The following is a 21,521-nucleotide window of genomic DNA, read 5'->3' on the forward strand; positions in this document are numbered from 1 at the left end:
GACCGGCCCGTTCCCTGGTGGAAACGGGCCGGTCCGCGCCGGTCAATGCCAATAGAACATGGCCTTGGCCAGGATCACGATCAACACCATGTGCCCAAGGATGCTGCGGCGGATGCCCAGCGCCCGGGCCTCGCTCAGGCGTCCGCCCAGCAGCCAGAACGCCAGCAGGAGATAGTGGCCGATGATGCTCAGGGCCAGGACGATCTTCAGCCCCAGCAAGCTGGCGAAGGTGCTGCCCAGCGGGTGCGCCAGGGCCAGTCGATGGTGCCAGGCCAGGCCGATTCCAGCGCCATAGAGCAACACCACCACGCCATGCAGGACCTTGCGCGAGCGCACCGACAGCGCCTGGTCGACCTCGGCCTGGGCCGTGGCCGGCACCTGGCGGCGCACCGCCGGCCAGATGAGCAGCTCGAAGAACAGCGTGCCGATGAATGCGATGGCCGCCAGCAGGTGGATCAACAACAGATAGGGATAGAACATCCTGGACTCTCCCGGACCTTAACCTGGGTGGCCGTCGACCCGTGGCTGCAGCAGCATCGGCCCGTAGCGCCAGGCATACAGGGCGAAGGCCAGGGCCCAGCACGCGCCCGCCAGCCACAACCCGGCCTGGGGCAGCCAGGGCACCAGCAGCACCCGGCAGACGCCGGCCAGGTTGATCAGGATAAAGGCCTGGGTCATCCCCGCCGGTGGCTGCAACGGCCGTCCGGTATGGCCGAGGCTGACCCGCGCGATCATCGCCAGGATCAACCCGGCCATGGCGCCGATGGTCAGGCAGTGCACCGCCAGGCTCGGGTTCAGCGCCACCCCGCCATGCCACAGGGCCATGCCCAGGCAGGCCAGCGCCAGCCAGGCATAGGCCAGGTGCAGCGACCACAGCAGCGGTACCTGCCACAGGCCGCGATCATGCCAGCGCCACAGGCGTACCAGGTGCCCGAGCGCCAGGAAGGCGAACAACAGGCCCAGCCAGGGGCTCGGGGCCAGGGCCAACCCAGCGGCATACAGCAGCGCCACCAGGGCCGAACCGCCCAGCAACAGCCAGTCGAGCCAGGGCCAGGGCGCCACCGCCTCGGCCCGCCCCAGCCCGCGCTGGGTGAAGAACGGAATCACCCGGCCACCGATCAGGCCCATGATCGCCGCCACCAGCCAGATGCCGGCCAGCACCGCCTGGCGCTGCCAGCCCTCATCGCCACGCACCAGGCCGCACACCGCCAGGCCATCCACCGCCGTCAGCAACAGCAGGACCAGCACCAGCGGATAGTTGCGCTGCTGGCGCACCCGCCACAGGGTCCGCGCCATGACCAGCGCCACCAGCAATGGAAAGCCCAGCTCCAGCAGCGCCAGCAGCGGCCAGGGCAGGTCCGTCAGCCAGGCTACCCGGGCGGCCAGCCACAACAGCGCCAGGCCCGCCAGCGGCTTGCCGGACAGGCCCGGCTGGCCGGTCCAGGTCTGCACTGCGGTGAGCAGGAACCCGGCGATGATCGCCAGGCCGAAACCGAATACCAGCTCGTGGCGGTGCCAGGCCAGCCAGCCGCCCGCGGGCTGCCAACTGCCCAGCACGCCCTGCAACGCCGCCAGCCACAGCGGTATCGCCAGCAGCGCGAGGACGCAGCCGGCGAGGAACATCGGACGGAACGCCAGGCGCAACAACGGCGCTACGGCCAGGGCCTTACGGCGATCAAGTACTTGCATCAAGCCACTCCTTACCTTGTTGCCGGTGCTATCCACGGCGAAGCGAATCCCGGCGTCACCTTCTGCCATTCGCCGACCGTCGCCGCTGCGCCACATCAACGAAGCAGTCGATGAGCTGGTCGACGACAACCGCAACCTGGCTGTCCAGGCGGGTAGTGCAAGGGTCGTGCCCTGTACCCGGGCGCGGCTGGCCGGCACCCTTGTACCCATCACAGGGTAAAAACAACCCGATCATGGTCATTAGAACCCTAATCACCAGGGTCATTTAAACCCTGTCGCCATTCAGGCCCAGGATTTGCGGGGGCCGGGGCCTGGTCCGGGTCTTGCTCGGCAAAGCTGTCCCGCGTTCCTGGAGTTCCCATGAAAAACATCATCCAGCCCCTGGCCTGGTTCTGCATCCTCAGCGCCCTGGTGGCGACCGCCAGCGGTATTTCCCTGAGAACCTGTTCACGCTCTAGCGAGCGACGCTCAGGCAAGGCAAAAATGGCTGAGAAAGCGCAATTTAGGGCCCTAAATGAGCATTTCGAAGGCATTTTTAACGCCGCATGAGCTAAGCGCAGCAGATCGTGAACAGGTTCTGAGCCTGGTCTGAACCCCTTCCCTGCCCTTGCCCACATGAGGATCAATAGCCATGGTGCTTCACCGAGTCCACCACCAGATCTTGCGCAGCCATCACCTGTTCGAGCCCTTGAACGACGAGCAGCTCGACGAGTTGATGGCCACCAGCCAACTGCTCAGCGTCGACAAGGGCGAGCCGCTGTTCCACCAGGGCGAATCCGCCGATGCGTTCTATTTCGTCATTGCCGGGGCGGTGAAGATCTACCGCCTGACCCCGGACGGCCAGGAGAAGGTCTTCGAGGTGATCGGCCCGCGCCAGACCTTCGCCGAAGCGATGATGCTGATGGACACCCCCAACTACGTGGCCTCGGCCGAGGCCGTCGGCCCCACGCAGCTCTACCGGCTGTCCAATGCCACCTATATCCGCCTGCTGCAAAGCAACAACCGGCTGACCTTCGCCCTGCTGGGCAAGCTCTGCGTACGCCTGCACCAGCGGGTCAACGAGATCGAGACGCTGTCGCTGAAAAACGCCACCCACCGGGTGGTGCGCTACCTGCTCACCCAGCTGATGCAGGCCCAGCCCGTGGAGCGCCAGTTCGAGCTGCCGATGGCCAAGCAACTGATCGCCGGCCACCTGGCGATCCAGCCCGAGACCTTCTCGCGGATCATCCGGCGCCTGATCGACGACAAGATCATCAGCCAGGACGGCCGGCGCATCGTCATTCTCGACCGGCCACGGCTGGAGCAATTCGAATGAGCTCCCAGGCGCAATGCCTGTACTGCCAGCAGGACAATCCGCCCGGGGCCGACCACTGCCAGCACTGCGGCATGCCGCTGCCGGCCAGGGCGGCCCAGGCCGGAGCACGCCGGCAGAAGCGCTTCATGGGGTTCTGCATCGCCCTGACGCTGTTCTGCCTGGCGATGGTGCTGTGGTTGCCGCGCTAGGCATCGCCCTCGACCCGGCCTCAGGGCTGGGTCAATTGGCGGTACAGCTGCGGCAGGCGCAGGGGTAGCTGCTCGGGCTGGTGGATCAGGCTGTAGCCGTGGCTGCCGAACATGTACGGCAGATAGGCCCCGGCCTCGCGATCGATGGTGATGCAGAACGGCGTGAGCCCCTGGCGCCGGGCTTCGCGCAGCGCCTCACGGGTGTCTTCGACGCCATAGCGCCCTTCGTACAGATCCAGGTCGTTGGGCTTGCCATCGGTGAGCAGCAACAGCAGCTTGCGCTGGTGCTTGCGCCCTTGCAGCAGGCGCGTGGCCTGGCGGATCGCTGCGCCCATGCGGGTGTAGTAGCCGGGCCTGAGGCCCTGGATCTTGCCCCGGATACGGTCGTCGTAGGCCTGGTCGAAACCCTTGAGTTCTTGCAGTCGTACCTGCTGGCGGCGCAGCGAGGAGAAACCGTACAAGGCGAAATCGTCGCCGAGCAGCGACAAGGTCTCGCCGAACAGCAGCAGGCTGTCGCGGATCACCTCGATCACCCGGTGCTGGTCGTTCAGGTGCGCATCGGTGGACATCGACACATCCGCCAGCAGCAGGCACGCCAGGTCGCGCTGGGTCTGGCGCCGCTCCAGGAACAAACCGCGCGCGGCGCTGCGCCCGTGCTGGCGCTCGACGTGGAAGTCCAACCAGGCTTGCAGGTCCAGCTCGCTGCCCTGGGGTTGCTGGCGCAGCCATTGGCGCCGGTCGCGCAACTGCTCGAACTGGCGGCGCAAGCGCCGGGCCGGGGCTTGCAGATGGCCCGGCAGCGCTTGCGGTTGGCAATCCCGTGGCTCGAACAGCTGCAGGTTGACGAAGTCCTCCCGCAGCCGGCCCTGGCGATAATCCCACTCCGGCAGCTTGATGCCCTCGCCCAGGGGCAGGTCGTCGATGTCCGCCGGTGGCAGGTCCAGGTGCAACTTGAGGCCGCCACCCTTGCGGATCCGCGTGCGCGACAGGGTCAGGTGGTCGAGGTCCTCGGCGACCCGGGCGGCGTCGGGGTCCTGGCTGTCATCCTCCCAGCGGTCGAGCTCGACGTGCTCGGTCCAACTGAACAGGTTCTCCAGGCGCACGATCAACAGGCCGCCCTTGGCCGGCGCGTCATCGATGCGCGTGGCCCGCTTGCGCCCGCCCTGTTGCTCACCGGCACTGGCCGGCAGTGGGCTGTCGTCCTGCTCGAAGTCCGCCGCCTGCGGGCTGCAAAGGTGCAGCGGCGGATACAGCCACAGGGGCAGCGGCCAGGCGGCCCGTTCGCTACGGGGAAACTCACGGACACTGCCCGGCTCGCGCAGGGCCTGGCACAGGGCGCGCTCCAGGGCTGCCTCGTCCGGTCGCAGCGTGGCCGGGTCGGGGCGCAACTGCAGGTGCGCCTCCACCAGGCGCCGGTAGCGCGCGGCCAGCCCCGGATAGGCCTGCAGCAATGCCTGGGTCCAGCGCTGGTTGTCTCGCCCCCAGTGGCGCATGGGGCCGGCCTGGGCCGCCAGCAGCACCAGCCAGCGATAGAGTTCCGTATTCAGTTGGGGATCGGGAAACACCGCCAGGCTGGCCGGCAAGCGCAGGTGTTGTTCGTCGCAACAGGCCAGGGGCGCTTGCCGGCACGTCCCGGCGATCTGCTGCAGCAGGCTGCGGCGCAGCAACAGGTCGCGCTCGCTGGCCGCCTCGAGGTTCTTGCCGGGCGCACCGCCCATGGCCCGATACAGCACGGCCAGGGCACGCTGCCGGGACGCCAGCTCGACCCGCGCCTCGGGAAAATCGCTACTGGCCCGGCGAGTGATGAAGCGATGCCAGACGCTGCCGACCCATTCTTCCAGTTCAACCGTGAAGGCCATTGCGGCACCTCCTCTGAACGCCAGGAAGCGGCCCGCCGCACTGGCCGGGCCGCGGTTTTTTTAAAGCGCCAGCCAGCCTCAGGACGCGACCACCGGGACCGGTGCGGCCAGGGCGGCGCGACCCCGCTGGCGAAAGCTCAGCAGGTAGCAGATCAGCCCGGCCATGAAGCCCACGCCACTGGCCAGGCGCGCCCAGAACAGGCCACGCAGGTGCTCGGTGGTGGACATGAACGGCAAGGCGCTGCCGTCTTCGGCCCAGCGTTGCAGCAGCACCTGGACCACGCCGGCGGCGGTGAGCAGCAAGGTGATCATCACCATCGACAGGGTCATCAGCCAGAAGCCCCAGATTTCCAGGGTCTGCGCACGCTCGTCGGGCGCCTCGCCCAGACCGCGCAAGCGCGGCATGGCGTAGCTGATCAGGGTCATGACGATCATCGCGTAGGCCCCGTAGAACGACAGGTGGCCGTGGGCCGCAGTCAGTTGCGTGCCGTGGGTGTAGTAGTTGACCGGCGCCAGGGTGTGCAGGAAGCCCCAGACCCCGGCACCGAAGAACGCGGTGACCGTGGTGCCCTTGGCCCACAGTGTGGCGGCGCGGTTGGGGTGCTGGCGCCGGCGGTTGCGCACCATGGTGAAGGCGAACATCACCATGGCCAGGAACGGCAGCGGTTCCAGGGCCGAGAAGATCGAGCCGACCCACAACCAGACCTCGGGCGCGCCGATCCAGAAGAAGTGGTGGCCGGTGCCGATGATGCCGCTGATCAGCGCCATGGCGATGATCACGTACAGCCACTTCTCCACCACCTCGCGGTCGACGCCGGTGATCTTGATCAGCACGAAGGCCAGCATCGAACCCATGATCAATTCCCACACGCCTTCCACCCAGAGGTGCACCACCCACCACCAGTAGAACTTGTCGCGGGCCAGGTTGCCGGGATTGTAGAAGGAGAACAGGAACAACACCGCCAGGCCGATCAGGCCGGTCATCATCACCATGCTGACCGTGGTCTTGCGACCCTTGAGCAGGGTCATGCCGATGTTGTAGAGGAACCCCAGGCACACCAGCACGATGCCCAGCTTGGTGATGGTCGGCTGCTCCAGGAACTCCCGGCCCATGGTCGGCAGCAGTTCGTTGTGGGTCAGCCGGGCCAGGCCCGCATAGGGCACCAGCAGGTAGCCGAGGATGGTCAGCACCCCGGCCACGGCGAACACCCAGAACAGCATGATCGCCAGTTTCGGACTGTGCAGTTCGCGGTCGGCTTCCTCCGGCACCAGGTAGTAGGCCGCGCCCATGAAGCCGAACAGCAGCCAGACGATCAGCAGGTTGGTGTGGACCATGCGCGCCACGTTGAACGGGATGGTGGGGAACAGGAAGTCGCCGACCACGTATTGCAGGCCCATGATCAGGCCGAACAGCACCTGGCCGAGGAACAGCATCAGGGCGAACACGAAGTAGGGTTTGGCCACGGCCTGCGAGGCGAATTTCAGATGTGGATTGGCAATGCTCATCACTCAGCCCTCCTTGTTGGGCGGCCAGCCGTTGGTGTCGATGTTCGAGCTCCACTTGAGGAATTCGGCGATATCGTCGACCTCTTGCTCGCTCAGGTGGAACTGCGGCATGGCCCGGCGCCCGGGCACGCCCAAAGGCTGCATCTTCATCCAGGCCTGCATGAAGGGCTTGAACCCCTCCTCGCCGCCACGGCGCTTGTAGACGTTGCCCAGCTCCGGCGCAAAGTACGCACCCTCGCCCAGCAGCGTGTGGCAGCCGACGCAGTTGTTCTGCTCCCAGACCGTCTTGCCGCGCACCACTGCCTCGGTCAGCTGCGCCTGGTTGCTACGTTTGGGAAAGGTCTGCTCGGTGTGATAGGTCAAGGCCAGGAATATCAGGAAGAAGAACACGCTTCCCCCGAAATAGATGTTCCTGGCCATGCCCTTGGTGAAGGTCTCTGACATGGTCGCGTCCTCTTTGCTTGGCGTGGCCATGATAGAAAGCGCGGGGTCGGAAACCGCTTGATGGCAATCAAGAAAGGCCGATTGTTTTACTCAGGCTTTGCCCGGCAGGTGCGATACCAGGCCCACCAGAGCCAGCACCACCAGGGCCCAGGCCAGCATTGGCAAGCGCCAGCGCCAGGAACTGTGGCGCAATTCCATGAAGCCCTCGGTAATCAGCCAGGCCTTGGCCACCGCCAGGGCCATGACCCACCCGCCCTGGCCCAGCAGCACGGTGCCCAGGCTGAGCACGGCCAGGGCCAGCCCGCACAGCAGCAGGATGCGTGAAGCCGTCATGGGGATCTCCTCAATCCAGGATGTAGACCAGCGGGAACAGCACCACCCACACCAGGTCCACCATGTGCCAATACAACACCCCGGATTCGAAGCCGCTATCGACTAGCGGGGCCCGGGTCCAGGCGCGGTAGGCCAGCCAGGCGAGGATCGCCATGCCCGGCAGCACATGCAGGAAGTGAAAGCCGGTGAGCAGCCAGTACAGGGTGAAGAAGGTGTCGTGCTCCAGCCCCAGGCCCAGGTCCGCCAGGTGCCGGTACTCGCCGAGCTTGAGCCAGGCATAGACCCCGGCCACGCAGCAGGCCAGGCCCAGCAGGCAGGCCGCCCGCCGAGGCCGCAGCTCGCGCAGTTGCTCCAGGGCCAGCGCCGCCAGCAACCCGGCCCCCAGCAGGCTCAGGGTCATGGCCAGGCCGGTGGAGGTGTCGAGCAAGGAGCGGCCGCTGGCGAACAGTTGCGGCTTGAGTTGCGCGGTCACGGCGAACGCCAGGATCAGCAAGGCGAACACCGACAGCTCGACCAGGATGAACAGCCACATCGCCAGGTCCCCCGGCAAGCGGCGTGCCCTCGGTTCAGGGGAAGTGCACATCGACCACGTCCATCAGCGCCGCCACGGTCACCGGGTCGTCGCTCAGTGGCTCGGCCAGGCAGGCCAGGCACGCCTGGCGCGGGTCCATACCGGCGCCGATCAGACGCGCGGTGAAGATCAGCAAGCGGGTCGAGGCCACCTCCTCCAGGTCGTGCTGGTCGAGCCGGCGCAGGGCCTGGCCGAGCTTGACCACCTGGCTGGCCAGGGCCGCATCGACCCCGGCCTCGCGGCGAACGATGCGCTCCTCCTGCGCGGCATCCGGGTAACCCAGGCGCATGGCCACGAAGCGCTGGCGGGTGCTGGGTTTCATGCCCTTGAGCAGGTTCTGGTAGCCGGGGTTATAGGACACCACCAGCATGAACGACGGCGGCGCCTTGAGCACTTCGCCGGTGCGTTCCAAAAACAGCTCGCGGCGGTCGTCGGCCAAAGGGTGCAGCACCACCACGGTGTCCTGGCGCGCCTCCACCACTTCGTCGAGGTAGCAGATACCGCCCTCGCGCACCGCCCGGGTCAGCGGACCGTCCTGCCACCAGGTGCCATGGGCACCGATCAGGTGCCGACCCACCAGGTCGGCGGCGCTCAGGTCGTCGTGGCAAGCCACGGTGTGCAGCGGCAGTTGCAGGCGCTGGGCCATGTGCTGGACGAAGCGGGTCTTGCCGCAGCCGGTGGGGCCCTTGATCAGCACCGGCAGGCCGTGGCGCCAGGCTTGCTCGAACAGGGCCGGCTCGTTGCCCTGAGCCTGGTAGAAGGGTTCGCAGCGGGGTTCAGCGAGGTCCATGGGATACCTGGATGACGACGGGTTCGCGATCACGCTAAGAGTCCCTGCGACAACCTGGCAAGCAGCGCGAAAGGCAAACTTGATCGCGATCAAGTGAGCAATGCCCTGCTGCGCAATAGCCTTCTTGTGCACCAAGAACCTGCGCTCTGTCCTGGCCCTCCCAGCACATCGCAAAGGTCATGCCTGAGGAGAGAAGGATGCTGATCAGTAATCGAAAAACCCTTGCCCTGTCCGTCGCCAGCCTCTGTTCGGCGCTGGCGCTGGCCCTTCCCACTGCCGCCGCCGAGTCCAAGGCATCGGGTGCGGCACCGCCGGCCATGGTCACCAGCGCCGGGGCGCCGGACATGAGCCAGGCCGACTTCGACGCCGCCAAGGAGATCTACTTCCAGCGCTGTGCCGGTTGCCATGGCGTACTGCGCAAGGGCGCCACCGGCAAGCCCCTGACTCCGGACATCACCCAGGCCCGTGGCCAGGCCTACCTCGAAGCGCTGATCACCTACGGCTCGCCGGCGGGCATGCCCAACTGGGGCACCTCCAACGCCCTGACCAAGGCGCAGATCACCACCATGGCCAACTTCATCCAGCACACCCCGCCCACCCCGCCGGAATGGGGCATGGCCGAGACCCGCAACACCTGGAAGCTGCTGGTCAAGCCCGAGGACCGCCCGACCCGGCAAATGAACACCCTCAACCTGCAGAACCTGTTCTCGGTGACCCTGCGCGACGACGGCAAGATCGCCCTGGTGGACGGCGACAGCAAGCAGATCGTCAAGCTCATCGAGACCGGCTATGCCGTGCACATTTCGCGGATCTCCGCGTCCGGACGCTACTTGCTGGTGATCGGCCGCGATGCGCGCATCGACATGATCGACCTGTGGCCCAAGGAGCCGACCAAGGTCGCGGAGATCAAGGTGGGCATCGAGGCACGCTCGGTGGAGACCTCCAAGTTCAAGGGCTACGAGGACAAGTACGCCATCGCCGGCTCCTACTGGCCGCCGCAGTTCACCATCATGGATGGCCAGACCCTGGAGCCCAGGCAGATCGTCTCGACCCGGGGCATGACCGTCGACAAGCAGGAGTACCACCCCGAGCCACGGGTGGCGGCGATCATCGCCTCCCACGAATGGCCGGAGTTCATCGTCAACGTCAAGGAAACCGGCAAGGTCATGCTGGTCAACTACGAGGACATCAAGAACCTGACCATCACCAGCATCGATGCCGCGCCATTCCTGCATGACGGCGGCTGGGACAGCAGCCACCGCTACTTCATGACGGCGGCCAACAACTCCAACAAGGTGGCGGTGATCGACTCCAAGGAGCGTCGCCTGACTGCCCTGGTGGACGTGGGCAAGACCCCGCACCCGGGCCGTGGCGCCAACTTCGACCATCCGCAGTTCGGCCCGGTGTGGGCCACCAGCCACCTGGGCGACGCCGGCATCTCGATGATCGGCACCGACCCGGCCAAGCACCCGCAATACGCCTGGAAACAAGTGGGCTCGCTCAAGGGCCAGGGCGGCGGCTCGCTGTTCATCAAGACCCACCCCGCATCCCGCCACCTGTACGTGGATACCACCCTCAACCCCGACGCCAAGCTCAGCCAGTCGGTGGCGGTGTTCGACATCGACAAGCTCGACGCCGGCTACAAGGTGCTGCCGATCGCCGAATACTCCGGCATCAAGCAAGGCGCCCTGCGGGTGGTGCAGCCCGAGTACAACAAGGCCGGTGACGAGGTCTGGTTCTCGGTGTGGAACGGCCAGACCGAGGAGTCGGCGCTGGTGGTGATCGACGACAAGACCCTGGCCGTCAAGCAGGTAATCAAGGACCAGCGGCTGATCACCCCCACCGGCAAGTTCAATGTCTACAACACCCAGAACGACATTTATTGAGTTTTATCAACGCAAGGAATCGCCATGAAAAATACCCTGCTTTCACTCTTCGTCCTGGGCTGTGCGTTGAACCTGCAAACCGCCTTGGCCGACGACGGCCTGGCCCTGTTCCAGAGCAAGTCCTGCGTGGCCTGCCATAGCGTGGACAGCAAGCTGGTGGGGCCTGCGCTCAAGGAGGTGGCGGCCAAGAATGCCGGGGTCGCCGGTGCGGCCCAGACCCTGGCCGGACACATCAAGAACGGCACCCAGGGCAACTGGGGGCCGATCCCGATGCCGGCCAACGCGGTCAGCGAAGAAGAAGCGGCGCAGCTGGCCAAGTGGGTCCTGAGCCTGAAATGAAACCGACCAGGAGGGCGTCATGAACAGCTACCCCCGCGCAGTGATCCTGGCGACCCTCCTGCTTTGCCCCCCTCTTCATGCCGCGCCTGACGCCCAGCGCCAGGCGCAGTTGCAACACCTGCTGGAACAGGACTGCGGCGCCTGCCATGGCCTGCACCTGACCGGCGGCCTGGGCCCGGAACTGACCCCTGCCGCCCTGGCCGGCAAACCCCGCGACGGCCTGGTCGCCACCGTGCGCCTGGGTCGCCCCGGCACCGCCATGCCGCCCTGGGAGCCGCTACTGAGCGCCGAGGACATCGGCTGGCTGGTCGATCATCTCTTGCAAGGAACCTCTGAACCATGATCCGTCCCCTGATGCTCGGCGCGGCGTGCGCCCTGCTGTTGTCCGCCTGTGCCCAGGCCCCGCTGCGTGGCAGTGGCGACCTGGGCCTGGTGGTGGAGCGTGCCACCGGCAGCGTGCAGATCGTCGAGAGCAGCCAGGGCCGGGCCCTGGCCCGTATCGAAGGGCTGGGCGACCTGTCCCACGCCTCGGCGGTGTTCTCCCGCGACCAGCGCTACGCCTATGTGTTCGGCCGCGACGGCGGCCTGACCCAGGTCGACCTGCTCGAACAGCGCATCGCCCGGCGGGTGATCCAGGGCGGCAACAGCATCGGCGGCGCCATCAGCCAGGACGGGCGCCTGATTGCGGTATCCAACTATGTGCCGGGCGGGGTCAAGGTGTTCGACGCCGCCACCCTGGAGCTTGTGGCCGATATCCCCGCCACCCTGCTGGCCGGCGGCAAGCAGCGCTCGCGGGTGGTGGGCCTGGTGGATGCCCCGGGCCAGCGTTTCGTGTTCAGCCTGTTCGACACCGGCGAGATCTGGAGCGCCGACTTCAGCCAGGGCAACACACCGCGCATCACCCGTTACACCGGCATCGGCCAGCAGCCCTACGATGCGCTGATCACCACCGACGGCCGCTATTACATGGCCGGCCTGTTCGGCGAGGATGGCATGGCCCAGCTCGACCTCTGGCACCCGGAACGCGGGGTCAAGCGAGTGCTTGGCGACTATGGCCGTGGCCAGGAAAAACTGCCGGTGTACAAGATGCCCCACCTGGAAGGCTGGGCCGTAGCGGGCGAGCAGGCGTTCGTCCCCGCCGTGGGCCGCCACCAGGTACTGGTGATGGATGCGCGCAGTTGGCAGCAGAGCGCCGCCATCGCCGTGGCCGGCCAGCCGGTGTTCGTCACCGCGCGCCCCGATGGCCGCCAGCTGTGGGTCAACTTCGCCTACCCGGACAACGACCGGGTGCAGGTGATCGACAGCCAGAGCCACCAGATCGTCGCCGACCTGCGGCCCGGGCCCGGGGTGTTGCATATGGAATTCACCGCCCGTGGCGACCAGTTGTGGCTGTCGGTGCGCGATGGCGACCAGTTGCAAATCTGGGACCCCTACCGCCTCCAGCTGCGGCACAGCCTGCCGGCCGCCGCGCCCAGCGGAATCTTCTTCAGCAGCCGCGCCCAGCAGATGGGGTACTGACATGCCCCTCGATACCCTGGAGCAACGCCTGATCGAACGCTTCCAGCACGGCATGCCGGTGTGCGCCGAACCCTACCTGGAAATGGCCCAGGCCCTGGATTGCAGCCAGGAGCAGGTGATCGCCTGCCTGCAGCGGATGACCGAGCACGGGCGCCTCTCGCGCATCGGCCCGGTGTTCGAGCACCGCCGCGCCGGGGCCAGCACCCTGGCGGCCCTGGCGGTGCCCCAGGAGCGCCTGCAGCAAGTGGCCGAACGCATCAACCACTACCCCGAGGTCAATCACAACTACGCCCGCGAGCACCACTACAACCTGTGGTTCGTGCTCACCGGACCGGACCGGGCGCACCTGCAGAACGTCCTCGCCGAATTACAGGCCGACACCGGCCTGGTCCCCCTGGACCTGCCGATGCTCACGGCCTATCGCATCGACCTGGGTTTCGCCCTGGGAGACGCCCCATGAACGCCGCCCTCGATGCCTGCCAGGCCCTGGCCCTGCGCCGCCTGCTGGAGACCGGCCTGCCGTTGGAGGCCCGCCCCTACCAAGCCCTGGCCCGGCAGATCGGCGCCGAAGAGCCCCAGGTGCTGGCCCAGGTCGAACAATGGCAGCACCAGGGGCTGTTTCGCCGCCTGGGCCTGGTGCTCAACCATCGCGCCCTGGGTTTTACCGCCAACGCCATGTTGGTACTGGACATCCCCGACGCGCTGATCGACGAAGTCGGCCAGCGCCTGGGCGGCGAGTCGGCGGTGAGCCTGTGCTACCAGCGGCCGCGGCGCCTGCCGCAATGGCGCTACAACCTGTTCTGCATGATCCACGGCCGCCAGCGCCAACGGGTCGAGGCGCAGATCCACGACCTGTTGCAGCGCCATCTGCTCAGTGACCTGCCCCACCAGGTGCTGTTCAGCACCCAGGCCTTCAAGCAGTGCGGCGGGCGCTTCGCCCCGGGGGCGGTGAGCCATGGATGAGCTGGACCGGCGCCTGGTCAACCGCCTGCAACTGGGCCTGCCGCTGGTGCCCGATCCCTGGCAGGTATTGGCCCGGGAACTGGGCAGCGACAGCCAGGTCCTGCGCCAGCGCGTGCAGCGCCTGCTGGACGACGGCACCCTGACCCGCTTCGGCCCGATGTTCGATATCGAGCGCCTGGGCGGTGCCTTCACCCTGGCGGCGCTGCGCGTGCCCGAGGAACGCTTCGAGGCAGTCGCGGCGCTGCTGGAGGCCATGCCCGAGGTGGCCCACAACTACCGTCGCGAACATGCCTGGAACATGTGGTTCGTGCTCGGTTGCGCCAGCGAGCGCGAGCTGCGCCAGACCCTGCGGCGCATCGAGCAGGACAGCGGCCTTGCGGTGCTCAACCTGCCCAAGGAGGAGACCTACCATGTCGGCCTGTACTTCCCGGTCTGAACGCGCGCTGGAGCTGCGCCTGGTGGCCCTGACCCAGGCCGGCCTGCCCCTGGTGGACGACCCCTGGGGCTGGCTGGCCGAGCAACTGCAACTGAGCCGCGACGCAACCCTGGAGCTGCTCCAGCGCCTGCAGGCCGAGGGCGCTATCCGCCGCATCGCCGCGGTGCCCAACCACTATCGCCTGGGTTATCGCTTCAACGGCATGACCGTCTGGGACGTCGACGACGAGCACATGCCGCGCCTGGGCCAACTGATCGGCGCCCAGCCCTTCGTCAGCCATTGCTACCGGCGCCCGCGCCGCGAGCAGTGGCGCTACAACCTGTTCGCCATGGTCCACGGCCGCAGCGCCATGGAGATCGACAGCTATCGCGAGCACCTGCGCTATCTGCTGGGACAGGCCTGCCGGGCCGACGAGATGCTGGTCAGCAGCCGCATCCTGAAGAAGACCGGCCTGCGCCTGCACGCCCAACAGCACTGAGACAAGGAGAGTTGCATGTTGAGGATCAGCCATTACCTGCGCGTCCTGGCCGGCCAGGCGCCGCCCCCCCGCACCAGCACACCGGGCAGCATCCGCCCGCCGGTGGTGATCTGGAACCTGCTGCGCCGGTGCAACCTGACCTGCAAGCACTGCTACGCCACCTCGGCCGACAGCGTGTTCCGCGACGAGCTCGACACCTCGGCGGCCTTGCAGGTGATCGACGATTTGGCCGAGGCCGGGGTCAAGGTGCTGATCCTCTCCGGCGGCGAGCCGCTGCTGCGCGACGATCTGTTCCAGCTCAGCGCCCACGCCCGGGCCCATGGCATGTTCGTCGCGCTGTCGAGCAACGGCACGCTGATCGACGAGAACAATATCGAGCAAGTGAGCGCCGCCGATTTCGACTACGTGGGCATCAGCATCGACGGCCTGCAGGACACCCACGACAGCTTTCGCCAGCTCAAGGGCAGCTTCGCCCGCTCGCTCAAGGCCATGCGCCTGTGTCGCGAGCGAGGCATCCGCGTGGGCATGCGCACCACCCTGACCCGCGACAACCACCAACAACTGCCCGAGCTGCTGGCCCTGATGCGCGACCTGGACGTGCAGAAGTTCTACCTCTCGCACCTCAACTACAGTGGCAGGGGCAAACGCAGCCGCGGCCTCGATGCCCACCTGCAGATGAGCCGCGAGGCCATGGCGCTGTTGTTCGACCGGGCCTGGGAGGACATCGCCCAGGGCCGTGACAGCGACTTCGTCAGCGGCAACAACGACGCCGACGCCATCCTCCTGCTGCACTGGACCCGGCACCACCTTCCCGGGCAGTACCCACAGCTGGAACAGATGCTCCGGGCCTGGGGCGGCAATGCCTCGGGCAGCGGCATCGCCAATATCGACAACACCGGCGAAGTGCACCCCGACACCTACTGGTGGCAACACTCGGTGGGCAACGTACGGCGCACGCCATTTCGCACCCTGTGGCTGGAGCAACCCGACGCCCTGCTGCGCCAGTTGCGCCAGCATCCACGTGCCGTCACCGGGCGTTGCGCCAGCTGCCGCTGGCTTCAGATCTGCAACGGCAATACCCGCACCCGCGCCTGGGCCGCCGGCGACCTCTGGGGCCAGGACCCGGGCTGCCACCTGAGCGATGAAGAAATCGGCCTGCCACCGCTCGCCCGCATTCCCTGCGTCACCTGTTGAGAACCTGGCCCGGCAAGCGTCGATACAGGCGCAGCCGGCCACCCTGATGATGGATCGAGGATCGCCCACATGCATTCAGCCCTCACTCTACCTTCCGCCCTTCACTCGCCGTTCAACCCCGGGGAAGTCGCCCTGGTCGGCGCCGGGCCGGGCGATCCGCGCCTGTTGACCCTGCGTGCCTGGAGCCTGCTGATGCAGGCCAATGCCGTGGTCCATGACCGGCTGATCAGCGCCGAGCTGCTGGCGCTGATTCCCAGCCGTTGCCAGCGCCACTACGTGGGCAAGAGCAGCGGCTACCACAGCCTGCCGCAACCGCGGATCAACCAGCTGCTGGCCGAGCTGGCCCAACAAGGGCTGAGGGTGGTGCGGCTCAAGGGCGGCGACCCGTTCATCTTCGGCCGTGGCGCCGAGGAACTGGACTACCTGCTGCAACAAGGCGTGGACTGCCAGGTGGTGCCGGGCATCACCGCCGCGGCCGGTTGCAGCGCCTATGCCGGGATTCCCCTGACCCATCGCGACCTGGTCAGCTCCTGCCGCTTCATCACGGGCCACCTGCAACGCGATGGCGCCCTCGACCTGCCCTGGCAGAACCTGGCCGACAGCAGCCAGACCCTGGTGTTCTACATGGGGCTGGGCAACCTCGGGTTGATCACCGAGCGCCTGCTGGCCGCCGGCTTGGCCGCCGATACCCCGGCGGCGTTGATCAGCCGGGGCACCTGCCGCGACCAGCAGGTCCTGCGTGGCCGCCTGGCGCAACTGCCGGCATTGGCCGGGCAATGCTCCCTGGCCACCCCGACGCTCACCGTGATCGGCAAGGTGGTCGGCTTGTTCGCCCAGCACAGCATGGAGCAACCCGCGCATTTCGCCGGCGCCGGGCTCGAACTGGAGCTGACGCCATGAGGGCCCTGTGGTTGCTGCCGCTGTTGTGGATCAGCCCGGCCCACGGCAGCCCGGCCCTCGACCAGGCCGCCCGGGATTACCAGCAGCATTGCCAGGCCTGCCACGCTGCCAACCGCTTTGGCGGCAGCGGGCCGGCTTTGCTGCCCGAGAGCCTGGGACGGATCAAGCCGGCCGAGATCCGCCAAGTGATCAGCGCCGGCCGTCCGGCCAGCCAGATGGCCGGCTTCGCCCAGGTGCTGGGGCCGGAGCGCATCGACGGCCTGGCCGCCTACCTGCAACAACCGCCGGCCACGCCGCCGACCTGGAGCGAGGAGCAGGTCCGCGCCAGCCACCAGGTGCTCAACCCCGTCGAGCAACTGCCCGCCACGCCCCAGCATGGCGCCGACCCGCTGAACCTGTTCGTGGTGGTGGAAGCCGGCGACCACCACATCAGCATCCTCGATGGCGACCGCTTCACCGTGCTGGCGCGTTTCGCCACCCATTTCGCCGTGCACGGCGGGCCGAAATTCTCCCCCGACGGGCGCTTCGTCTACCTGGCCTCCCGCGATGGCTGGGTCAGCCAGTACGACCTGCACAACCTCAAGCTGGTGGCCCAGGTGCGGGCCGGGCTCAACACCCGCAACCTGGCGGTGAGCAAGGATGGGCGCTGGGTGCTGGTGGGCAATTACCTGCCGGGCAACCTGGTGCTGCTGGACGCGCGCGACCTGACCCCGGTCAAGAGCATCGCCGCCGTCGGCCAGGACGGCACCCCGTCGCGGGTCAGCGCGGTGTACACCGCCCCGCCCCGGGACAGCTTCATCGTCGCGCTCAAGGACGTGAAGGAAGTCTGGGAGCTGTCCAGCGCCGGCAGCAGCCCGGACTTCAGCCCACGGCGGATCCAGGCCCAGGACATGCTCGACGACTTTTCCTTTTCACCCGACTACCGCCAGTTGCTGGCCACTTCACGCCAGGCCCAGGGCGGCCAGGTGCTGGACCTGGACAGCGGCCGGGTGGTGGCCAACATCGCCCTGCCCGGCATGCCGCACCTGGGCTCGGGGACCTACTGGCAGCGCAACGGCGACTGGGTGTTCGCCACGCCGAACATCAGCAAGGGCCTGGTCTCGGTGATCGACCTCAAGACCTGGAAGCTGATCAAGGAGATCCCGACCCTGGGCCCGGGCTTCTTCATGCGCAGCCATGCCAACTCGGCCTACGCCTGGACCGATGTGTTCTTCGGCCCGGACAACGACGCCATCCACCTGATCGACAAACAGACCCTGGAAATCGCCCACACCCTGCGCCCCGTGCCGGGCAAGACCGCCGCCCATGTAGAGTTCAGCCATGACGGCCGCTACCTGTTGCTGAGCATCTGGGCCAACGACGGCGCACTGATCGTCTACGACAGCCAGACGCTGAAGGAGATCAAGCGCATTCCCATGAACAAGCCTTCAGGCAAGTACAACGTGGGCAACAAGATCGAGTTCGCCGAGGGCACCTCGCACTAGCAGACCGTCGAAAAACGTAGGCGAGGCAGTCAGCGCAAGACAAGAACAGGCGAAAAAGCGCAGTTTACGAGTGGTAAACGAGCATTTTGACCGGGCTGGCGCACCAGCTTGTGTTCAACGCAGCGATGGCAACGCAGGCAGTTTTTCAACGGCCTGCTAGCCCTGGCCAACGCGCCCGCCATCAAGGACGGGCGTCGTGGTCCAGCCAGTCGCTCCCGGCCGCCGGTCCCGCCGGCGCCAGGTGCTCGAACAGCTGGCAGATGGCGTCCACTTCCAGGCGCCCGGCCGGCAGGATGCTGATGAAATCCTCGCTCAGTTCCACCAGCCCTGCGCTGCTCATGGCCTCGAGCGCACGCCAGGCACCGGGGAAGAACTGGCGCAAGACCAGACCATGACGTTGCTCGACGGCTCGCACATCCAGCTCCAGGTCACAGGCCAGGCGCTCCATCACTTGCTGGCGGATCTGCGCGCCGCCCTCGCAGCGCCAGCCGCCCCAGGTGGCCAGCTGGTTGTGTTGCAGTTGCTCCAGGTAGTCGCCCAGCACCTCGGTGTTCTGCGCATGCAGAGCATCGAACTGGCTGACCGCGCCCAGCCCCAGGCCGATCTGGTCGCAGTAGCCGTGCCGGGTGAAGCCCTGGTAGTTGCGACTCAGGGCGCCACGCTCCTGGGCCATGGCCAGGTCATCATCGGGACGCACGAACAGCCCCAGGCCGATGTGCAGGTAGCCCGCCTGGGGCAGGCGCTCGAAACACAGGCGGCGCATCCGCGCCTTGTCCCGCTGGGTGCTGGCCGCCTGCCGGGGAGCCTGGGCATAGCGCCGGGGCGGTTGCGCGTAGTCGAATACTTGCACGCGGTCGGGCTCCAGCTCGACCAGGGTATCGAGCTTCAGGGCGAAGCTGTCCGGGGTCTGCCAGGCGTGGCCGTAGCCCAGGTCGACGCTCACCGAGCGATAACCGAAGGTACGCGCCGCATCGAGCAACGACTGGATCGGCGCCGGATCCTGGCGCCAGGCCGGCGCGCGCTCGCAGGCACAAGCGCCATCGGGCACGCCAATGCTCACGTGGTTGAAACCCTGTTCGCGGAGCAGGCCCATGCTGGCCCAGTCGGTGCTCGGCAAATCGACCTCGACGCCATAGTCGCCGCTGTCGTGGTCGAGGAAGTTGAAGCGCTTGCGCAGCAGCTCCATCAGCCGCTGCAAGTGCGCCGGGTCGGGGGTGCCGCCGGCAAAGTTGAACTGCTCGACCCGCGGGGTATTGCCCAGGTGGCAGGCCACTAGCCGGATCTCCCGGGACAGGGCATCCAGGTAGGCCGCCATGGGTTGGCCGGTGATCCGCAACCTGCCGGGCAGGTGCAGGTTCAGGGCCAGTGGCCGGGGTTTGCTCCGGCTGGCGCGCAAGGCCCGCAGCACATCCAGGGAGCCGACGCCGGCATGGAACTGGCCGACCTCGACATGGTAGCGGGGCTCGAGTCCCCCCTGGTCACGCTGCACGCCCCGTCCGCGGCGAGAGTGAATGAGATCGAACATGACAGAAGCTCCGAGACGGGCTGCAAAACTTCAGTGTCGACCGCTGGCCGCAGAGGGACCTTGACCTGCATCAAACCCGCCTGGGGTGGCCGGCGCGGGGCGCGGCTACCAGGTGAGGTAGAACATGGCCTTGGCCAGCAGCACTATGGCCAGCATGTGGGTGAAGACGCTGCCGTGGATGAAGCGCACCCAGCGGGCGGTCATGCGCTCGGCACGGAACAGCAGCATGGCACCGAGGAAATGCACCAGGACGCTGGCGGCCAGCAGGATCTTGAGCAGCAGCAAGGTGCCGAACGAGGACTCCAGCGGCGCAGCCAGCAACGGCAGGTAACGCTGCCAGACCATGCCGATGCCGGCGCCGAACAGCACCAGCAATACCCAGGGCATCAGTTGTCGCGCCCGTCGGCCGACGGCCTGTTCGAGCAACAGCATGAGCCTGGCCGGCAATTGCCGGCGGATGTTCTCCAGGAACAGCACTTCGAAGAACACCGTGCCGATGAATACCAGCGCGGCGAACAGATGCAGGATCAGCAGTACGGGATAGATCATCATCCCCTCGTCGATGGCCGGTGTGGATTCCAGCCTAGCGCCGCGCTGGCTTGAGCCGTTTGATGCCAATCAAGGAATTTCGCGTCTAGATAGCGCCGCGCCAATATTGCGTCCAGGACAATGATTATTTGCGTCCGAGGGAATTGATAGGGGCCTAACGAAAAGCGCATGCTAGAGGGCTTGCCATGGGCTTATATCATTCCGAATGATAGTTACCTTTGCTTCATTCGATTCGTGAGATACAAACCCGCCGAGCATCATCCGCCCATCTCAAATTACCTTGGCGGATGTACCCATGGACCAGTCAGTCAAACTCTTAAGTTTTCCACTAGCCGCGCTCGCCGTGCTGGTGTTGAGCGCCTGCGGCAAGGCTCCACAGACCGCCTCCGCCCCGCCGGCAGCCAAGGTCAGCGTGGCCAAGGTGCTGGAGCAACCCGTCAACGAGTGGGATGAGTTCACCGGACGCCTGGAGGCCCCGGAAACCGTCGAGATCCGCCCACGGGTCTCGGGCCAGATCGACCAGGTGGCCTTCACCGAAGGTGCCCTGGTGAAGAAAGGCGACCTGCTGTTCCAGATCGACCCACGGCCGTTCCAGGCCGAAGTGCGTCGCCTGGAAGCCCAGCTGCAACAGGCCCGGGCCACCGCGACCCGCAGCGCCAACGAAGCCCAGCGTGGCCAGCGCCTGTTGACCAGCAACGCGATTTCCGCCGAGCTGGCCGACACCCGCACCAGCGCCGCCCAGGAAGCCCGGGCCGGCGTCGACGCGATCCAGGCGCAACTGGACCTGGCCAAGCTCAACCTCAGCTTCACCCGCGTCCTCGCGCCCATCAGCGGCCGGGTCAGCCGGGCGCAGATCACCGCCGGCAACCTGGTGACCGCCGACGTCACCGCGCTGACCAGCGTGGTCTCCACCGACAAGGTCTACGCCTACTTCGACGCCGACGAGCGCGTGTACCTCAAGTACACCCAGCTTGCCCGCCAGGGCCAGCGTGGCCAGAGCACCCCGGTGTACCTGGGCCTGTCCAACGAGGACGGCCACCCGCACCTGGGCCAGATGAACTTCGTCGACAACCAGGTCAACCCCAAGACCGGCACCATCCGTGGCCGCGCGGTGTTCGACAACAGCGACGGCAGCTACACCCCGGGCCTCTACGCCCGGCTGAAGCTGGTGGGCAGCGGTACTTACTCGGCGATGCTGATCAACGACGAAGCCGTGGGCACCGACCTGGGCAAGAAGTTCGTGCTGGTGATGGACGCCGATAACAAGCCTGCCTACCGCGCCGTCGAACTGGGGCCGAAGATCGAAGGCCTGCGCATCGTGCGCAACGGCCTGAGCAAGGACGACACCATCATCGTCAAGGGCCTGCAACGGGCACGCCCGGGGGCACCGGTCACGCCTGAAGTGATCCCCATGGCCAGCAAGGAAACCCTCGCCGCCCTGGCCCAACAACGCCAAGCACTGGAAGCCAGCAACCTGCCGCAGGTCAGCCCTGCCAAGCCGGCTGTGGCCGTGAAACTCGCCGCCGCGACCCCGCGCGGTTAAGGGACGACTCT

The 21,521-nt window shown here is 66.9% G+C and carries 25 protein-coding genes; 15 read left to right on the top strand and 10 right to left on the bottom strand.

Annotated features, from left to right (window positions below; genetic code table 11):
* Positions 1 to 42: 42 nt before the first annotated feature.
* Together AC3WK8_RS28120 and AC3WK8_RS28125 are read right to left on the bottom strand one after the other, a co-directional pair.
* Positions 43 to 480, bottom strand: coding sequence for a hypothetical protein (locus AC3WK8_RS28120; RefSeq protein ID WP_103326440.1), 438 nt, complete (start codon positions 478 to 480; stop codon positions 43 to 45).
* An 18-nt stretch (positions 481 to 498) separates the two neighbouring features.
* The gene (locus tag AC3WK8_RS28125) at positions 499 to 1,689 is read right to left on the bottom strand and encodes an NnrS family protein (RefSeq protein ID WP_103326439.1); all 1,191 of its coding nucleotides are present in this window, start codon (positions 1,687 to 1,689) and stop codon (positions 499 to 501) included.
* Positions 1,690 to 2,049: 360 nt separating this feature from the next.
* Here AC3WK8_RS28125 and AC3WK8_RS28130 point away from each other — a divergent pair, with 360 nt between their 5' ends.
* From AC3WK8_RS28130 to AC3WK8_RS28140, 3 genes are all read left to right on the top strand, one after another.
* A complete protein-coding gene (locus AC3WK8_RS28130) occupies positions 2,050 to 2,238 on the top strand; it encodes a hypothetical protein (protein WP_103326437.1) in 189 nt (62 codons plus the stop codon).
* 82 nt (positions 2,239 to 2,320) lie between these two features.
* Positions 2,321 to 3,004 carry a Crp/Fnr family transcriptional regulator gene (locus AC3WK8_RS28135; RefSeq protein WP_103326436.1) on the top strand — a complete coding sequence of 228 codons (684 nt, stop codon included), beginning with the start codon at positions 2,321 to 2,323 and terminating at the stop codon, positions 3,002 to 3,004.
* Positions 3,001 to 3,192 carry a protein DnrP gene (locus AC3WK8_RS28140; RefSeq protein WP_103326435.1) on the top strand — a complete coding sequence of 64 codons (192 nt, stop codon included), beginning with the start codon at positions 3,001 to 3,003 and terminating at the stop codon, positions 3,190 to 3,192. Before AC3WK8_RS28135 ends, AC3WK8_RS28140 begins: the two co-directional genes overlap by 4 nt.
* A 20-nt stretch (positions 3,193 to 3,212) precedes the next feature.
* Here AC3WK8_RS28140 and AC3WK8_RS28145 read toward each other — a convergent pair whose 3' ends face one another.
* The 6 genes from AC3WK8_RS28145 to AC3WK8_RS28170 all read right to left on the bottom strand — a co-directional run bounded on the left by AC3WK8_RS28145 (position 3,213) and on the right by AC3WK8_RS28170 (position 8,695).
* Positions 3,213 to 5,051 (bottom strand): nitric oxide reductase activation protein NorD, encoded by a 1,839-nt coding sequence (locus AC3WK8_RS28145; RefSeq protein ID WP_103326434.1) that lies wholly within the window; start codon positions 5,049 to 5,051, stop codon positions 3,213 to 3,215.
* Positions 5,052 to 5,129: 78 nt separating this feature from the next.
* Positions 5,130 to 6,557, bottom strand: a complete 1,428-nt coding sequence (locus AC3WK8_RS28150) for a cbb3-type cytochrome c oxidase subunit I (protein WP_103326433.1) — start codon at positions 6,555 to 6,557, stop codon at positions 5,130 to 5,132.
* Between the two features lie 3 nt (positions 6,558 to 6,560).
* Positions 6,561 to 7,001, bottom strand: coding sequence for a c-type cytochrome (locus tag AC3WK8_RS28155; protein WP_053129258.1), 441 nt, complete (start codon positions 6,999 to 7,001; stop codon positions 6,561 to 6,563).
* A gap of 90 nt (positions 7,002 to 7,091) precedes the next feature.
* A complete protein-coding gene (locus tag AC3WK8_RS28160) occupies positions 7,092 to 7,334 on the bottom strand; it encodes a cytochrome C oxidase subunit IV family protein (protein WP_103326432.1) in 243 nt (80 codons plus the stop codon).
* Between the two features lie 10 nt (positions 7,335 to 7,344).
* A complete protein-coding gene (locus AC3WK8_RS28165) occupies positions 7,345 to 7,917 on the bottom strand; it encodes a cytochrome c oxidase subunit 3 (RefSeq protein ID WP_103326431.1) in 573 nt (190 codons plus the stop codon).
* The gene (locus AC3WK8_RS28170) at positions 7,901 to 8,695 is read right to left on the bottom strand and encodes a CbbQ/NirQ/NorQ/GpvN family protein (protein ID WP_103326430.1); all 795 of its coding nucleotides are present in this window, start codon (positions 8,693 to 8,695) and stop codon (positions 7,901 to 7,903) included. The genes AC3WK8_RS28165 and AC3WK8_RS28170 overlap by 17 nt, the downstream gene beginning before the upstream one ends.
* Positions 8,696 to 8,892: 197 nt before the next feature.
* Between AC3WK8_RS28170 and AC3WK8_RS28175 the strand changes: the two genes are divergently transcribed.
* The 11 genes from AC3WK8_RS28175 to AC3WK8_RS28225 all read left to right on the top strand — a co-directional run bounded on the left by AC3WK8_RS28175 (position 8,893) and on the right by AC3WK8_RS28225 (position 17,893).
* Complete coding sequence (locus AC3WK8_RS28175) at positions 8,893 to 10,581, top strand: cytochrome D1 domain-containing protein (protein ID WP_103326429.1); 1,689 nt, start codon at positions 8,893 to 8,895, stop codon at positions 10,579 to 10,581.
* A 24-nt stretch (positions 10,582 to 10,605) separates the two neighbouring features.
* Positions 10,606 to 10,920 (top strand): c-type cytochrome, encoded by a 315-nt coding sequence (locus tag AC3WK8_RS28180; RefSeq protein WP_103326428.1) that lies wholly within the window; start codon positions 10,606 to 10,608, stop codon positions 10,918 to 10,920.
* A gap of 19 nt (positions 10,921 to 10,939) precedes the next feature.
* Positions 10,940 to 11,263, top strand: coding sequence for a c-type cytochrome (locus AC3WK8_RS28185; protein ID WP_053129239.1), 324 nt, complete (start codon positions 10,940 to 10,942; stop codon positions 11,261 to 11,263).
* Entirely contained in the window at positions 11,260 to 12,438 is a 1,179-nt protein-coding gene (locus tag AC3WK8_RS28190; protein WP_103326427.1) for a cytochrome D1 domain-containing protein, read from the top strand. Before AC3WK8_RS28185 ends, AC3WK8_RS28190 begins: the two co-directional genes overlap by 4 nt.
* 1 nt (position 12,439) lies before the next feature.
* Positions 12,440 to 12,898 carry an Lrp/AsnC family transcriptional regulator gene (locus AC3WK8_RS28195; protein WP_053129233.1) on the top strand — a complete coding sequence of 153 codons (459 nt, stop codon included), beginning with the start codon at positions 12,440 to 12,442 and terminating at the stop codon, positions 12,896 to 12,898.
* A complete protein-coding gene (gene ahbB / locus AC3WK8_RS28200) occupies positions 12,895 to 13,401 on the top strand; it encodes a siroheme decarboxylase subunit beta (protein WP_053129230.1) in 507 nt (168 codons plus the stop codon). The genes AC3WK8_RS28195 and ahbB (AC3WK8_RS28200) overlap by 4 nt, the downstream gene beginning before the upstream one ends.
* Positions 13,394 to 13,837: an Lrp/AsnC family transcriptional regulator gene (locus AC3WK8_RS28205; protein ID WP_103326426.1), complete on the top strand. Its 444-nt coding sequence runs from the start codon at positions 13,394 to 13,396 to the stop codon at positions 13,835 to 13,837. The genes ahbB (AC3WK8_RS28200) and AC3WK8_RS28205 overlap by 8 nt, the downstream gene beginning before the upstream one ends.
* Entirely contained in the window at positions 13,812 to 14,315 is a 504-nt protein-coding gene (ahbB, locus tag AC3WK8_RS28210; protein WP_053129224.1) for a siroheme decarboxylase subunit beta, read from the top strand. The genes AC3WK8_RS28205 and ahbB (AC3WK8_RS28210) overlap by 26 nt, the downstream gene beginning before the upstream one ends.
* A 15-nt stretch (positions 14,316 to 14,330) precedes the next feature.
* The gene (gene nirJ, locus AC3WK8_RS28215) at positions 14,331 to 15,509 is read left to right on the top strand and encodes a heme d1 biosynthesis radical SAM protein NirJ (RefSeq protein WP_103326425.1); all 1,179 of its coding nucleotides are present in this window, start codon (positions 14,331 to 14,333) and stop codon (positions 15,507 to 15,509) included.
* A gap of 69 nt (positions 15,510 to 15,578) precedes the next feature.
* The gene (gene cobA / locus AC3WK8_RS28220) at positions 15,579 to 16,409 is read left to right on the top strand and encodes a uroporphyrinogen-III C-methyltransferase (protein ID WP_103326424.1); all 831 of its coding nucleotides are present in this window, start codon (positions 15,579 to 15,581) and stop codon (positions 16,407 to 16,409) included.
* On the top strand, positions 16,406 to 17,893 hold the full coding sequence (locus AC3WK8_RS28225; protein ID WP_103326423.1) for a cytochrome D1 domain-containing protein: 1,488 nt from the start codon (positions 16,406 to 16,408) through the stop codon (positions 17,891 to 17,893). The genes cobA and AC3WK8_RS28225 overlap by 4 nt, the downstream gene beginning before the upstream one ends.
* Positions 17,894 to 18,074: 181 nt before the next feature.
* Here the strand turns inward: AC3WK8_RS28225 and AC3WK8_RS28230 are convergent, their stop codons facing one another.
* Both AC3WK8_RS28230 and AC3WK8_RS28235 read right to left on the bottom strand, forming a co-directional pair.
* Positions 18,075 to 19,418, bottom strand: a complete 1,344-nt coding sequence (locus AC3WK8_RS28230; RefSeq protein WP_103326422.1) for an oxygen-independent coproporphyrinogen III oxidase — start codon at positions 19,416 to 19,418, stop codon at positions 18,075 to 18,077.
* Positions 19,419 to 19,523: 105 nt separating this feature from the next.
* Positions 19,524 to 19,967 (bottom strand): CopD family copper resistance protein, encoded by a 444-nt coding sequence (locus tag AC3WK8_RS28235; protein WP_085598400.1) that lies wholly within the window; start codon positions 19,965 to 19,967, stop codon positions 19,524 to 19,526.
* A 295-nt stretch (positions 19,968 to 20,262) separates the two neighbouring features.
* On the opposite strand from AC3WK8_RS28235, the gene mexE reads away from it, so the two are divergent.
* Entirely contained in the window at positions 20,263 to 21,510 is a 1,248-nt protein-coding gene (mexE, locus tag AC3WK8_RS28240) for a multidrug efflux RND transporter periplasmic adaptor subunit MexE (protein ID WP_085598224.1), read from the top strand.
* The last annotated feature ends 11 nt before the right edge of the window (positions 21,511 to 21,521 follow it).

The sequence above is a fragment of the Pseudomonas sp. FW507-12TSA genome (assembly GCF_058781435.1).